This is a genomic window from Streptomyces sp. NPDC051776 (genome assembly GCF_040681345.1).
In the GTDB taxonomy this organism is placed as follows: Bacteria; Actinomycetota; Actinomycetes; order Streptomycetales; family Streptomycetaceae; genus Streptomyces.
On the sequence record NZ_JBFAYQ010000005.1, the window covers coordinates 28185 to 41768 of the forward strand.

At 71.7% G+C, this 13584-nt stretch carries 13 protein-coding genes; 11 read left to right on the forward strand and 2 right to left on the reverse strand.

Annotated elements, in window-relative coordinates; all coding sequences use genetic code 11:
* The first annotated feature begins 244 nt into the window (after positions 1 to 244).
* The 6 genes from AB0M26_RS06240 (at position 245) to AB0M26_RS06265 (ending at position 6805) form a co-directional block, all read left to right on the forward strand.
* Entirely contained in the window at positions 245 to 1399 is a 1155-nt protein-coding gene (locus tag AB0M26_RS06240) for a ParA family protein (protein WP_365255324.1), read from the forward strand.
* The gene (locus AB0M26_RS06245) at positions 1396 to 2073 is read left to right on the forward strand and encodes a hypothetical protein (protein ID WP_365255837.1); all 678 of its coding nucleotides are present in this window, start codon (positions 1396 to 1398) and stop codon (positions 2071 to 2073) included. The genes AB0M26_RS06240 and AB0M26_RS06245 overlap by 4 nt, the downstream gene beginning before the upstream one ends.
* A 212-nt stretch (positions 2074 to 2285) precedes the next feature.
* Entirely contained in the window at positions 2286 to 3824 is a 1539-nt protein-coding gene (locus AB0M26_RS06250; protein ID WP_365255326.1) for a segregation/condensation protein A, read from the forward strand.
* A 293-nt stretch (positions 3825 to 4117) separates the two neighbouring features.
* Positions 4118 to 4687 (forward strand): SMC-Scp complex subunit ScpB, encoded by a 570-nt coding sequence (gene scpB / locus AB0M26_RS06255; RefSeq protein WP_365255840.1) that lies wholly within the window; start codon positions 4118 to 4120, stop codon positions 4685 to 4687.
* A gap of 11 nt (positions 4688 to 4698) precedes the next feature.
* The gene (locus tag AB0M26_RS06260) at positions 4699 to 5751 is read left to right on the forward strand and encodes a pseudouridine synthase (protein ID WP_365255329.1); all 1053 of its coding nucleotides are present in this window, start codon (positions 4699 to 4701) and stop codon (positions 5749 to 5751) included.
* A gap of 28 nt (positions 5752 to 5779) precedes the next feature.
* Positions 5780 to 6805: an ADP-ribosylglycohydrolase family protein gene (locus AB0M26_RS06265; protein ID WP_365255332.1), complete on the forward strand. Its 1026-nt coding sequence runs from the start codon at positions 5780 to 5782 to the stop codon at positions 6803 to 6805.
* 113 nt (positions 6806 to 6918) lie between these two features.
* Here the strand turns inward: AB0M26_RS06265 and AB0M26_RS06270 are convergent, their stop codons facing one another.
* Positions 6919 to 7281 carry a DUF952 domain-containing protein gene (locus tag AB0M26_RS06270; RefSeq protein WP_365255335.1) on the reverse strand — a complete coding sequence of 121 codons (363 nt, stop codon included), beginning with the start codon at positions 7279 to 7281 and terminating at the stop codon, positions 6919 to 6921.
* Between the two features lie 198 nt (positions 7282 to 7479).
* Complete coding sequence (locus tag AB0M26_RS06275) at positions 7480 to 7923, reverse strand: ATP-binding protein (RefSeq protein ID WP_365255338.1); 444 nt, start codon at positions 7921 to 7923, stop codon at positions 7480 to 7482.
* A gap of 813 nt (positions 7924 to 8736) precedes the next feature.
* On the opposite strand from AB0M26_RS06275, the gene aroH reads away from it, so the two are divergent.
* The 5 genes from aroH (at position 8737) to der (ending at position 13461) form a co-directional block, all read left to right on the forward strand.
* Positions 8737 to 9099, forward strand: a complete 363-nt coding sequence (aroH, locus tag AB0M26_RS06280; protein WP_365255341.1) for a chorismate mutase — start codon at positions 8737 to 8739, stop codon at positions 9097 to 9099.
* Positions 9096 to 10181 carry a prephenate dehydrogenase gene (locus AB0M26_RS06285; RefSeq protein WP_365255344.1) on the forward strand — a complete coding sequence of 362 codons (1086 nt, stop codon included), beginning with the start codon at positions 9096 to 9098 and terminating at the stop codon, positions 10179 to 10181. The genes aroH and AB0M26_RS06285 overlap by 4 nt, the downstream gene beginning before the upstream one ends.
* Before the next feature lie 201 nt (positions 10182 to 10382).
* On the forward strand, positions 10383 to 11084 hold the full coding sequence (gene cmk, locus AB0M26_RS06290; RefSeq protein ID WP_365255347.1) for a (d)CMP kinase: 702 nt from the start codon (positions 10383 to 10385) through the stop codon (positions 11082 to 11084).
* 65 nt (positions 11085 to 11149) lie between these two features.
* Entirely contained in the window at positions 11150 to 11737 is a 588-nt protein-coding gene (locus AB0M26_RS06295; protein ID WP_365255843.1) for a lysophospholipid acyltransferase family protein, read from the forward strand.
* A 263-nt stretch (positions 11738 to 12000) separates the two neighbouring features.
* A complete protein-coding gene (gene der, locus AB0M26_RS06300; RefSeq protein ID WP_365255350.1) occupies positions 12001 to 13461 on the forward strand; it encodes a ribosome biogenesis GTPase Der in 1461 nt (486 codons plus the stop codon).
* The last annotated feature ends 123 nt before the right edge of the window (positions 13462 to 13584 follow it).

Genomic DNA, 13584 nt, shown 5'->3' on the forward strand with positions numbered 1-13584 from the left:
TTCGCACAGACGGGAAACGAGTCCTGCCGAGGTCGTTACACCCTTGACAGAAGGGCGTTCGGATGCCGACACATCATGCCGGGTCCGGTGGATTGTGTTGCTGTGAACCATCGACACGCCATAGAGTCGCCAACCGTCGGCATGGTGTCACGCTGACCTATCGATAAGTTTCCCGGCCGCATCCGAGGAGGTAAGACGACTTGTGAATGAGTCGACATTTACTCCCGGAGGTGGACAACCAGGGATGGGCCCCCTACGACCCGAGGGCGTGGGGGTGCCCCCAGCGCGGGGCCAGGGACCCTCCGGGCTCGAGGCTGTCGGCTCCGTCGCTGTCAACACCCTCGCAACCCGCCAGCAGAGCACGACAGCCCACCAGAGCATGGACGGCCATCACGTGAACGCCATGGCCGGCGACCAGCGCGGGTCGGATCCCGCCACCCGGTTCGCCGACTACGACGACCTGCCCGAGGGGCACTTCTACGACCCCGACGCCGAATACGAGCCGGACCCCGAATACGCGGCGACGCTCGCCCCGGACGCTGCACGCCAGCGCCGGGAGCGCATCGGTCCGACCGGACGGCCCCTGCCGTACTTCCCGATCCCGGGTCCGCTGACCGACCACGGGCCCGCGAAGATCATCGCGATGTGCAACCAGAAGGGCGGGGTCGGCAAGACCACCTCGACCATCAATCTGGGCGCGGCACTTGCGGAGTACGGCCGCCGGGTGCTTCTCGTCGACTTCGACCCGCAGGGCGCGCTGTCCGTGGGCCTCGGCGTCAACCCGATGGAGCTCGACCTCACGGTCTACAACCTGCTGATGGAGCGGGGCATGTCGGCCGACGAGGTCCTCCTCAAGACGGCTGTCCCCAACATGGACTTGCTTCCCAGCAATATCGATTTGTCAGCCGCTGAAGTGCAGTTGGTCAGCGAGGTCGCCCGGGAGTCCACGCTCCAGCGGGCGTTGAAGCCGCTGATGGCCGACTACGACTACATCGTCATCGACTGCCAGCCCTCGCTCGGCCTGCTGACCGTCAACGCGCTCACCGCCGCCCACAAGGTGATCGTGCCGCTGGAGTGCGAGTTCTTCGCGCTGCGCGGTGTCGCGCTGCTCACCGAGACGATCGAGAAGGTCCAGGAGCGGCTGAACCCGGAGCTCGAACTCGACGGCATCCTCGCCACGATGTACGACTCCCGCACCGTGCACAGCCGCGAGGTCCTCGCCCGGGTCGTCGAGGCCTTCGACAATCACGTCTACCACACCGTGATCGGCCGGACCGTCCGCTTCCCGGAGACGACGGTCGCGGGCGAGCCGATCACCACGTACGCCTCCAACTCCGTGGGTGCCGCCGCTTATCGCCAGCTTGCCAGGGAGGTGCTCGCCCGGTGCCACGCCGAGTGAGTCTCCCGGGGGCCGACGAACTGTTCCGCACCACCGGGGGGACCGCTCTCCAGCCGTCGTCCCCCCGGCAGCACGCCAACGGGGAAGCACCGTCGACCGCACCGCGCGTGCCGGCTCCGGCGGGCGAGCAGGACCCGGCCGCAAAGGCGGGGTCCGCCCCGAAGGCCCCCGCGACGCCCTCGGGGGCCTCCGCGCCCTCCGGTATGTCAACTTCGGTGTCCGGCAAGGAGACCCCGGCCCGTACGACGGCGGACGGGTCCTCGGCCGAGCACAGCGGGCGGGGGAGTGGCGACGAGAAGCAGGGGGAGGTCCGTACCCCGGCGCAGTCCGCCGCCCGGCCCCAGAGCCGCCCGGCCCAAGAGGGGACCGCCGCACCGCGCGCCGCGGCGGGCGCGAACCCGGCCCAGCAGACCGTGGGTGCTCAGGGACGGCGCCGGTCCCGTTCGGCGCCCCGCCGCCCGAGCGGCCGGGAGCGCCACGACGAGAAGATCACCGTCTATGTCTCCGCCGAGGAGCTCATGGACCTCGAACACGCGCGGCTCGTGCTGCGCGGCGAGCACGGGCTCGCCGTCGACCGCGGCCGCATCGTCCGCGAGGCCGTAGCGGTCGTCCTGGCCGACCTCGAGTCGCGTGGCGACGCAAGCATTCTGGTCCGTCGGCTCCGCGGGCGCTGAAGCGCACCGCGCCGCCGGCCTGCGCGCTTGCCGACGACTCCGTTGCGGCGCCGGTCGGCCGCGTTGCCTGCCGCCGCGGTCGACGTGGAGGGCGGCCTGACGCCGGCCGTGGCCCGCGGGAGGTAACCTGCCGATTCCGTGGGCCGGTCTCCGGCGTCCGGCCCGGTGACCCGCCCCGGCGTCCGCCGGGAACCCCAGACCCCTGGACCGCAATGCCGACGAACGACGCCTCCGCGCCCCGACCCGCCCGCCGCAGCCTGGGCCGCGGCCCAGGGACGGCCCAGCCGTCCCAGGGGCCCGCACAGGCCGTCCCCGGGCCCGGCCACGAGGCGGTCGACATGGGCCATGAGCGGGATCACGCACCGGGGTCCGAGCCGGGGTACCGGTCCGCCGAAGGCGGTCCCGAGGCCTACGGGCCCGGCCGCGACGGGAGCGTAGGCCCCGATCCGGACCGTGCCGCGCCGCCGCCCGCCGAGACGGCGGGAGCGAAAGCGCCGGGCCCGAACGGCGACGATGCAGACGGCCCTGCCCCGGAAGGTACGGGCGCCGAGGTGCCGGAGGGGCCGTCCGCCGAGAGGCCGGACGAGACGACCGGGGCGCCGGTGGAGACGGGCGAGGTGCCGGTGGAGACGGGCGAGGTGCCGGAGGAGACGTCCGCCGACGGGGACGGTTTCGGGGCGGGCGCGAAGAGCGAGACCCCGACTGCGGACACCGAGGCGTCGACCGGCGAAACTCCGGCCCCGGCAGCCGAACCACCGGCTCCTGCCGCTGAACCACCCGCCCCCGTCGTCGATACGTCCGCCTCGGCCGTCCCCCAGGATCACTTCGTCCCTGTCGGCGCCGAGGGCACCCGCGAAGCGTCCGTACGTGGCGAGGTCCAGCGCGGCGACACAGCGCAGAGCAGCACGACCGCAGGCGGCGGTGAGGAAGCAGGGGGGCGTTTCACCGTCCGGCTGGCCAACTTCGAGGGGCCCTTCGACCTCCTCCTGCAGCTCATCTCCAAGCACAAGCTCGATGTCACCGAAGTCGCCCTCTCCAAGGTCACGGACGAGTTCATGGCGCACATCCGTGCCATGGGTGCCGACTGGGACCTCGACCAGACCACCGAGTTCCTCGTCGTCGCGGCGACCCTGCTCGACCTCAAGGCCGCCCGCCTCCTGCCCGCCGCCGAGGTCGAGGACGAGGCCGACCTCGCGCTCCTCGAGGCGCGCGACCTCCTGTTCGCGCGCCTGCTGCAGTACCGCGCGTACAAGCAGATCGCGGACATCTTCAGCGAGCGGCTGGCCGCCGAGGCGCAGCTCCAACCCCGTACCGTGGGCCTGGAACCGCACCACGCCGAACTTCTCCCCGAGGTCGTCATCAGCATCGGCCTGGAGGGCTTCGCCAAGCTCGCCGTGAAGGCGATGCAACCCAAGGCCAAGCCGCAGGTGTACGTCGATCACATCCACGCGCCGCTGGTCAGCGTGCGCGAGCAGGCCGAGGTCGTGGTGGCGCGGCTGCGCGAGGCGGGCGAGGCGAGCTTCCTGGCGCTCATCGAGGACGCCCCCGACACCCTCACCGTCGTCGCGCGCTTCCTCGCCCTGCTGGAGCTGTACCGCGAGCGCGCCGTCGTTCTCGACCAGGAGGAGGCGCTGGGCACACTCATGGTCCGCTGGACCGGCGGCGAGGACGGACGGGAGCCGGTGGTCACGGACGAGTTCGACCAGGTTCCGGGCGAGCAGGCCGCGGAGAAGGAGAAAGAGAACGCATGAGCAGCGACGACGTGGCCTCCATCACCGATGGGCCCCCCACCACCGGTGGGACGTCCGCCCCCGATTGGCCCCCCACCACCGGTGGGACGTCCGCCCCCGATGGGCCCCCCACCACCGATGGGCCCCCCACCACCGACGTGGCCCATGATGCGCCCGCGGACGTGGCGTACGAGCCTCGGGAAGACGTGGCGTACGAGCCTCAGGAACCCGAGGCGGCGGCGCGCTCCACCCAACCCCCCGCCGGTACCTCCGCCGTCGCCGAGCTCGACCTCAAGCCCGCCCTCGAGGCGGTCCTGATGGTCGTGGACGAGCCCGCGACCGAGGAGCACCTCGCCAAGGTGCTGGAGCGCCCACGCCGGGCCGTCGCGGACGCCCTGCGCGAGCTGTCCGACGACTACACGGTGCAGCGCCGCGGATTCGATCTGCGGCTCGTCGCCGGAGGCTGGCGCTTCTACACCAGGACCGAATACGCGGAGGCGGTCGAGAGCTTCGTGCTCGACGGCCAGCAGGCCCGGCTCACCCAGGCCGCACTGGAGACCCTGGCCGTGGTCGCGTACCGCCAGCCGGTGAGCCGTTCCCGCGTCTCGGCCGTGCGCGGTGTCAACTGCGACGGCGTCATGCGCACCCTCCTGCAGCGGGGGCTGGTCGAGGAGGCGGGCACGGAACCGGAAACAGGTGCGATCCTGTACAGGACGACGAACTACTTCCTGGAGCGGATGGGCCTGCGCGGCCTCGACGAGCTCCCCGAGCTCGCTCCCTTCCTCCCGGAGGTGGACGCGGTCGAGGGTGAGTCCCAGGAAGGCGTGCCGTCGTTCGACCCGGACGCGCCGGACACCGGCGCGGACGACAGCAGCCACTCGTAGACGGAAATTTGATGCGAAGCAGCGGCAGGAACAGCAGGGGCGGCAGCGGCAACCGGAACTTCCGGGGGGCGGGCAACAGCCGCGACGACAAGCAGAGGCGCGCGGGCCGGCCCCGTCCCGAGGAGCGCCGCTACGACGCCCAGGGCGCCCAGGGCAGCCAGAGCGGCCAGAGCGGCGGCAAGCCGGGCGGCGGCCGCAAGGGGGCGCCGCCGGTGAAGGGGCGCGGCCGGGGCCGGGGTTCCGCTCCCGCCCGCCCGCGCGAGTACGAGGCGCAGATCGAGGAGCGCAACCGCGCTCGCCACGACAAGCCGCAGGCCAAGCTCCCGAAGACCTTCGGCGAGCAGGAGGGCGAGCGGCTGCAGAAGGTGCTCGCCCGCGCCGGCATGGGTTCGCGCCGGGCGTGCGAGGAGCTGATCGAGCAGCGCCGCGTCGAAGTCAACGGCAAGGTCGTCACCGAGCAGGGTCTGCGCGTGGACCCGGAGAAGGACGAGATCAGGGTCGACGGGCTGACCGTCGCCACCCAGTCGTATCTGTTCTTCGCACTCAACAAGCCCGCCGGGGTGGTCTCCACGATGGAGGACCCCGATGGTCGGCAGTGCCTCGGTGACTATGTCACCAACCGCGAGACGCGCCTGTTCCACGTCGGCCGTCTCGACACCGAGACCGAGGGCATCATCCTGCTCACCAACCACGGCGAGCTGGCCCACCGTCTCACCCACCCCCGGTACGGCGTGCGGAAGACGTATCTGGCCGCCATCCAGGGGCCGATCCCGCGCGACCTCGGCAAGCGGCTCAAGAGCGGCATCCAGCTCGAGGACGGCTACGCCAGGGCCGACCACTTCAAGGTCGTCGAGAACACCGGCAAGAACTACCTCGTCGAGGTCAGCCTGCACGAGGGCCGCAAGCACATCGTGCGCCGCATGCTCGCCGAGGCGGGCTTCCCGGTCGACAAGCTGGTGCGGACGAGTTTCGGTCCGATCGCCCTCGGCGACCAGAAGTCGGGCTGGCTGCGGCGGCTGACCAACACCGAGGTGGGGATGCTGATGCGCGAGGTCGACCTGTAGGGTTATCGTCACTGTAACGCGAAGTGCGATGAGGGGGGCGGGCGCTGTGAGGCAGGCTGCCGCGGGAAGCCTGATCGGGCTGGCGCTGGGGGACGCGCTGGGACATCACACCGAGTTCAGCGACGTGCCGACGATCCTGACCACCCACGGCCCCTGGCGGGAGATGGAACTGCCCGACCCCGCCCTCGTCACCGACGACACCCAGATGACCCTGGCGCTGGGGCAGGGACTGCGTACGGTCCTCGACCGCGGCCCCCTCACGCCGGAGCACATGGAGGCGCCGGTGCGCGCGGAGTTCGTGGAATGGTGGCGCTCGCCGGACAACAACCGTGCGCCCGGCATGACATGCCTCGACGCCTGCCGGCAGCTCAGCCATGACGAGGTGCCGTGGCGGGAGGCCTGCCGCGTCGGCTCCAAGGGCTGCGGGGCCAACATGCGGGTGGCGCCCGTGGGGCTGCTGCCCGGTGTCTCGGCCGAGCAGCGTGCGGGGGCGGCCCAGCTCCAGTCTGCGCTCACCCACGGCCACCCGACCGCGCTCGCGGCGAGCGACCTCACGGCACACGCCGTCCACGTCCTCGCCGAGGGCGGCACCCCGGCCGAACTCCCCGCTCTGCTGCGGGAGTACGCCCTGGAGCATCGCGGCACGTATCACGAGCGCTGGCTCGGCGACCTGTGGAAGTACGCCCAGGACCCCTCGCCGGCCGCGTTCATCGAACGCGGCTGGGACGACTGCCTGACCGTGCTCGACCGGCTGGAGACGGCGCTGTGCCGACCCGATCCGGAGGCAGACCCCTGCCTGGCCACCGGCGCCGGCTGGATCGCCGAGGAGGCCCTCGCCACCGCCCTGTTGTGCTTCCTGCTGTTCCCCGACGAGCCGGTCACCGCGCTTCGCCGAGCCGCCTGCTCCTCCGGCGACTCGGACTCGATCGCCTGTCTGGCGGGCGCGTTCGCGGGCGCCCACCACGGCCTGGACATATGGCCTTCGCGGTGGGCGGACCGCGTCGAGTACCGCAGCGAACTGCTGTCACTGGCCGCGATCTGGGACTTCCGGTAGCGCATCCGGCGCGGCCGCCAGGCCGCCTCGCGCTCAGGGGGTGTCGGGCGGTTCCGTTGGCCGGCGCTCGCCGGCTGCGGCCGTGTGCGGTCGGGTGGGCGGGCTTCGAACCCTCAGGACCAGAGGGCCAGCCCCGTCGCGTGGCCGTCGGACTCCCGCTGGACCTCCATCATCCCGACGACCGCGGAGCGGTTGATGTGGCCGTAGACGTGCGGGAAGAGCACCCCGGGTGCGACACCGGGAGGTGCGGGGGAGGCCGCGGGCTCCCAGCGGACGGGAGCGTCGAGCAACTCCTCGTCGACGAGGAGGACCATCAGCGGTCCGACCGCCTCGCGGTAGAAAGCGTCGGCGACGGCGAGGGTGGTGGCCTCGTCGGGCGAGCAGTGGACGAAGCCCTCGTCGGCGAGCGTGGGAGGGGCGTACGGGCGCTCGGGAACCGCCAGCCAGTCGTCGAGCCGCACCACATGGAAGATCATGCGCAACACCTTACGAGGTGCCGGTGTCCGTCCAGCGGTTCCACGAGGGGTCGTCCCGTCCTGGTCAGGAGCGCGGGAAGGATGAGCTCGCCTCCGTCCGGAGGGGACCGGTGAGCCGCTGCAAAGCCTTGCCGGTCCACGGAGTTGGACCGTCGGTATCCGTCGCGCGTCGGCCCCCTTGCGCCGGCGCCCCTTGCGCTACGCCCCCATGACGAAACGGTCCGTCCGCAGGCCGGCGGCAATCTCCGCGGTCGTCTCCTCCACGGACTGATCGCTCGAATCGACGACATGGCTTTCGAGCGGGCCCATGTCCGCAAATGCTCCGTACAGGCCGGTGATCGGCTCGACGTCCTTCAACTGCCGTCCCTCGCGCTCGGTGGCGCGCGAGAGCGTCACGTCCCGGCTCGGCCGCAGGACGATGTACGAGAGGCCGATGCGGCGCTGTCGGCATGCGGCGCGGAACGAGTCGAGCAGCCACGGCCTCAGGAGGCCGTCCAGGACGACGTCGTAGCCGCCGCTCGCGTACGCGCACGCGGCGTCGATCATGACGTTCCGGACGACCTCGTTCTGGGGCCCGGCTTCCGGACGATGGGGCAGTACGAAGCCGGAGCGGATCCACACGTGGAAGGTGTCGGTGTGCATATGGACGGTGGGCCGTTGCGCCGCCGTGGCCAGCGTCTCGGCAAGCGGTGGACTTTCCGGATCCAGGTGGTCCACCGAGCAGTACGAGCCTGCCGAATGGTGAATCGCTGACTGCGTCCTTGTACGGCAATTCATGGCTTCTTCGATGGGCGAGCGATCCCGGCGGAGCGTATCCGGAGACGATCCGGGGGATCCAAGCGGCGAAGCAAAGAAATTCTGTCAAGGGACGGGTCCGGTGAACCGGGTCACGAGGGCGTGCACTCACGGGAGTTGGGCATGACGCCCTTGGGCCCGGCCGCCGGCCGTCCGTGCCGACTCGGGCTGCGAAACGGACCGTTCGGCGGACCAGCGGACCGGCGGACCGGCGGACCGGCGGACCAGCGGACCGGCGGGACCAGCGGACCGGCGGACCGGCGGGACCAGCGGACCGTCGGGACCGGCGGGACCAGCGGACCGTCGGGACCAGCGGACCGGCGGGACCAGCGGGACCAGCGGACCGTCGGGCGGATCAGCGGACCAGCGGGCCGTGAGCGGGAAAATTCCCCCGTCATCGGAATGCGCCCTGCCCCTGTCTCGCTCATTCGAAGCAATCGCCTGCGATTGCTCTGTTGCCGGTTCGGATTCATACGCGTTCTCGCCTTTTCTCTCCCGTTGAGAAGTGAAGAGACGGTGAGGGAAGGGACCGGTGCCTCGAAGCAGGGCCGGTCCGTCTCGCAGGGCGGTCGCCCGGGCTGCCGGACGTCCCCGCTGACTACGCTGGTCGGAGCAGGTCGGCAGACCGGTGGACGGCGGGGCAGGAGAGGGAGAGACGACGTGGCGGTACGAGCGGTCCGAGGGGCCGTCCAGCTCGAGCGGGACGAGTCCGCCCATATGCACGACCAGGTCGGTGAACTGCTGACCGCCGTCCTCGAGCGGAACGGCCTCACCGCCGACGACCTCATCAGCGTGTGGTTCACGGCCACGCCCGATCTGCATGCCGACTTCCCGGCGGCCGCGGCCCGCAAGCTCGGCATTGCCGACGTGCCGCTCATCTGCGCCCAGGAACTCGACGTCGTCGGCGCCATGCCGCGGGTCGTCCGCGTGCTCGCACACGTCGAGACCGGTCTCGCCAGGTCTGAGATCTCCCACGTCTACCTCGGCGCCGCAGCCGCTCTCCGCAAGGACATCGCCCAGTGAGAACCGCTCTCGTCATCGGAACCGGACTCATCGGTACCTCCGCCGCTCTCGCCCTGGCCGGGCGCGGCGTCCGCGTCCACCTCATGGACCACGACCCCGCCCAGGCCCGTACCGCCGCGGCGCTCGGGGCGGGCACCGACGAGGAGCCGGAGGGGCCTGTCGACCTGGCCGTGATCTCCGTACCGCCCGCGCACGTCGCCCGCGCCGTGGCCGACGCCCAGGGCCGGGGTCTGGCCCGCGGCTACATCGATGTGGCAAGCGTCAAGGGCGGCCCGCGCCGCGAGCTGGAGTCCCTCGGAGGGGACCTGACCCTGTACCTCGGTACGCACCCCATGGCCGGGCGGGAGCGCTCCGGCCCGCTCGCCGCCACCGCGGACCTCTTCGAGGGACGGCCCTGGGTGCTCACCCCCACCCGGAACACCGACACCGAGGTGCTCAACCTCGCGCTCGAGCTCGTCGCCCTCTGCCGCGCCGTGCCGGTGGTGATGGACGCCGACGCCCACGACCGGGCCGTCGCCCTCGTCTCGCACACCCCGCAGCTGCTGTCCAGCATGGTCGCGGCCCGGCTGGAGGGCGCCGAGGAGGCGGCGGTACGGCTGTGCGGCCAGGGCATCCGGGATGTGACCCGGATCGCCGCCTCCGACCCCGCCATGTGGATCGACATCCTCTCCGCCAACCCGGGGCCCGTCGCCGACGTCCTCGCCGCCGTCGCCGCCGACCTCGACGAGACGGTCCAGGCGCTGCGCGCCCTCCAGTCCGCCGACGAGGTCAAGCGGCAGGACGGCTCCGCCGGCATCGAGGACGTGCTGCGGCGCGGGAACGCCGGCCGGGAACGGGTGCCGGGCAAGCACGGTGCGGCCCCGGCCACGTACGAGCTCGTCACTGTCCTCATCGGGGACCAGCCCGGCGAGCTGGGCCGGATCTTCTCCGACGCCGGGCGTGCCGGGGTCAACATCGAGGACGTCCGGATCGAGCACGCGACCGGGCAGCAGGCGGGTCTGATCCAGCTCTTGGTGGAGCCCGCCGCGGCCCCGATCCTCACCAGCGCGCTGAGGGAGCGCGGCTGGTCCGTCCGCCAGTAGCGGCCGTCCCGACCAGGGCCGGCCTCCGGGGCGAAACCGGTTGCTCACCGCGGGTACGGGTTCCTGATCCCGCTTGCGGGGAGCCCGCGGAAGAAGGCCGCGCGGAGGGCTGCACAGGGCGGTCCGGACAGTCGGTAACCTTGTCCGAAGGCTTTGTCGCCCAGCAGATCCCCCCGTGTCACAGGAAAGGTGTTCGTCACCGTGGAAACCGCCGCCAGGACCGCACCGGCATCGGTGATTGTCGCCATCGACGGCCCCGCAGGGACGGGCAAGTCGAGCACCTCCAAGGCCGTGGCGGCCAAGCTCGGCTTCGGCTACCTGGACACCGGCGCCCAGTACCGGGCGATCACCTGGTGGATGCTGGCCAACGACATCGACGTGAGCGATCCGCAGGCCGTCGCCGCCGTGGTCGACAAGCCCGTCATAGAGTCCGGCACCAACCCAGCCACCCCGACGATCACCGTCGACGGAACGGACGTCTCGGGCCCGATCCGCAAGCAGGACGTGACCTCCGCGGTCAGCGCCGTCAGTGCGGTCCCCGAGGTGCGTGCCCGGATCACCGGGCTGCAGCGCGCCATCGCCACGGCCGCCGCCCCCGGCATCGTCGTCGAGGGCCGGGACATCGGCACCACCGTCCTGCCCGACGCCGACCTGAAGATCTTCCTGACCGCCTCGCCGGAGGTCAGGGCCGCCCGCCGCAGCGGAGAGCTCAAGGGCAAGGACGCCGCGGACATCGCGGCCACCCAGGCCGCGCTCGCCAAGCGTGACGCCGCCGACTCCAGCCGCAAGACCTCGCCGCTGGCCAAGGCGGACGACGCGGTCGAGGTGGACACCACCGAACTCACCCTCGACCAGGTCATCGAGTGCGTCGTCACGCTCATCGAGGAGAAGCGGACCGCGTGACCGGATCCGACACGCTGCCCGGGGCGGGCGGCGCGGCTGTCGGCCGACGGCTGGGCATCGGCCTGATGCACGGATTCTGGAAGCCCCGCGTGCTCGGAGCCTGGCAGGTCCCGGCGACCGGCCCGCTCATCCTGGCGATCAACCACTCCCACAACATCGACGGCCCGATGGTGATGGGTACGGCACCCCGGCCGGTGCACTTCCTCATCAAGAAGGAGGCGTTCACCGGCCCGCTCGGCGCCTTCCTCCGGGGCATCGGGCAGCTGGAGGTAGACCGTATGCGCGCCGACCGGACCGCGATCACGCGCGCCCTCGGCGTACTGGAGCGCGGCGGTGTGCTGGGGATCTTCCCCGAAGGGACCCGCGGTGAGGGCGACTTCGCCTCGCTGCGCGCCGGACTCGCGTACTTCGCCGTGCGCTCGGGCGCGCAGATCGTGCCCGTGGCGGTGCTCGGCAGCACGGACCGTAAGGGCAGGCTGGTCCACGGGCTGCCGCCGCTGCGCGGCCGCGTCGACGTGGTGTTCGGCGCACCCTTCACGGCGGGGGACGGCAGCGGCAGGCGCACCCGCAAGGCCCTCGACGATGCCACGGTGCGCATACAGGAGCAGCTGACCGCCCACCTGGAAAACGCCAGGCGTTCCACCGGACGCTAGGGTCTGTCGTCACAGGGCCGTCCTGCTCGCGACGCCAGCGCGGCACTCCGCCGCGTTGTCGGAGCCGGCCGAGTACACCCCAGTACGAGGCCAACCCCCCAGCCACCGCTGGGAGGGGCCCCACCGCCTTGCGGTGCTTCCCCGGCCACCACTGGGAGGTGCCCCGGTATGGATGCCCCTGTGATGACAGACCCCGGGCGAGACTTGACCCGGTGATCCGTACGGGATCGCCACGGCTGATGGACGATGAGGAAACAGACTTCATGAACGACCAGATCCACTCCGGCGACGAGCACGGTGAACTGGGCGACGCCGAGTACGCGGAGTTCATGGAGCTCGCCGCACAAGAGGGCTTCGACCTGGAGGAGGTCGAGGGCGACCTCGCCGCGGCCGGCCACGGCCCGCTGCCCGTCCTCGCCGTCGTCGGCCGCCCCAATGTCGGCAAGTCGACCCTGGTGAACCGCATCATCGGCCGCCGCGAGGCGGTCGTCGAGGACCGGCCGGGCGTCACCCGCGACCGCGTGACGTACGAGGCCGAGTGGGCCGGCCGCCGCTTCAAGCTCGTCGACACCGGCGGCTGGGAGCAGGACGTCCTCGGCATCGATGCGTCCGTCGCGGCCCAGGCCGAGTTCGCGATCGAGGCCGCGGACGCCGTCGTCTTCGTGGTGGACGCCCAGGTCGGCGCCACCGACACCGACGAGGCCGTGGTCAAGCTGCTGCGCCGGGCGGGCAAGCCCGTCGTGCTGTGCGCCAACAAGGTCGACGGACCCTCCGGTGAGGCCGACGCCGCGATGCTGTGGTCCCTCGGCCTCGGCGAGCCCCACCCGGTCTCGGCCCTGCACGGCCGGGGCACGGGCGACATGCTCGACGAGGTCCTCGAGGCGCTCCCCGACGCCCCGGCCCAGAGCTTCGGGCAGGCGGTGGGCGGTCCCCGCAGGATCGCGCTCATCGGCCGCCCCAACGTAGGCAAGTCGTCGCTGCTCAACAAGGTCGCCGGCGAGACCCGCGTGGTCGTCGACGAACTGGCCGGCACCACCCGCGACCCGGTCGACGAGATGATCGAACTGGGCGGGAGGGCCTGGAAGTTCGTCGACACGGCCGGCATCCGCCGCCGTGTGCACCTCCAGGAGGGTGCGGACTACTACGCCTCGCTGCGCACCGCCGCGGCCGTCGAGAAGGCGGAGCTCGCGGTCGTCCTCATCGACGCGAGTGAGACCATCAGCGTTCAGGACCAGCGCATCATCACCATGGCCGTCGAGGCGGGACGCGCGCTGGTCATCGCGTACAACAAGTGGGACACCCTGGACGAGGAGCGTCGCTACTACCTCGAGCGCGAGATCGAGACCGAGCTGGTGCAGGTCCAGTGGGCGCCGCGCGTCAATGTCTCCGCGCGCACCGGGCGGCACATGGAGAAGCTCGTACCGGCGATCGAGACCGCCCTGTCGGGATGGGAGACCCGCATCCCGACAGGCCGGCTGAATTCCTTCCTCGGCGAGCTGGTCGCAGCCCACCCGCACCCGATCCGCGGCGGCAAGCAGCCCCGTATCCTCTTCGGGACGCAGGCCGGTACCAAGCCGCCGCGGTTCGTGCTGTTCGCCTCCGGTTTCCTGGAGGCGGGCTACCGGCGCTTCATCGAGCGGCGGCTGCGCGAGGAGTTCGGCTTCGAGGGCACCCCGATCCAGATCTCCGTGCGGGTGCGCGAGAAGCGGGGACGCAAGAAGTAGCGCCGGGCGGGCGGCACCGGTCGCCCGCTACGGCCGTACGTCCCCGGCGCGGCCTCACGGCGCGTGCCTCGCCCCTGCCGCGTCACCACCCGCGGCGGCTTTCACCACACGCGGGTCGCCGGT

Coding starts and splice junctions, on each gene's coding strand:
- AB0M26_RS06240 (WP_365255324.1), top strand. CDS start 245: ATGGGCCCCCTACGACCCGAGGGCGTGGGGGTGCCCCCAGCGCGGGGC.
- AB0M26_RS06250 (WP_365255326.1), top strand. CDS start 2,286: ATGCCGACGAACGACGCCTCCGCGCCCCGACCCGCCCGCCGCAGCCTG.
- AB0M26_RS06260 (WP_365255329.1), top strand. CDS start 4,699: ATGCGAAGCAGCGGCAGGAACAGCAGGGGCGGCAGCGGCAACCGGAAC.
- AB0M26_RS06265 (WP_365255332.1), top strand. CDS start 5,780: ATGAGGGGGGCGGGCGCTGTGAGGCAGGCTGCCGCGGGAAGCCTGATC.
- AB0M26_RS06270 (WP_365255335.1), bottom strand. CDS start 7,281: ATGATCTTCCATGTGGTGCGGCTCGACGACTGGCTGGCGGTTCCCGAG.
- AB0M26_RS06275 (WP_365255338.1), bottom strand. CDS start 7,923: ATGCACACCGACACCTTCCACGTGTGGATCCGCTCCGGCTTCGTACTG.
- AB0M26_RS06295 (WP_365255843.1), top strand. CDS start 11,150: ATGCACGGATTCTGGAAGCCCCGCGTGCTCGGAGCCTGGCAGGTCCCG.
- der (WP_365255350.1), top strand. CDS start 12,001: ATGAACGACCAGATCCACTCCGGCGACGAGCACGGTGAACTGGGCGAC.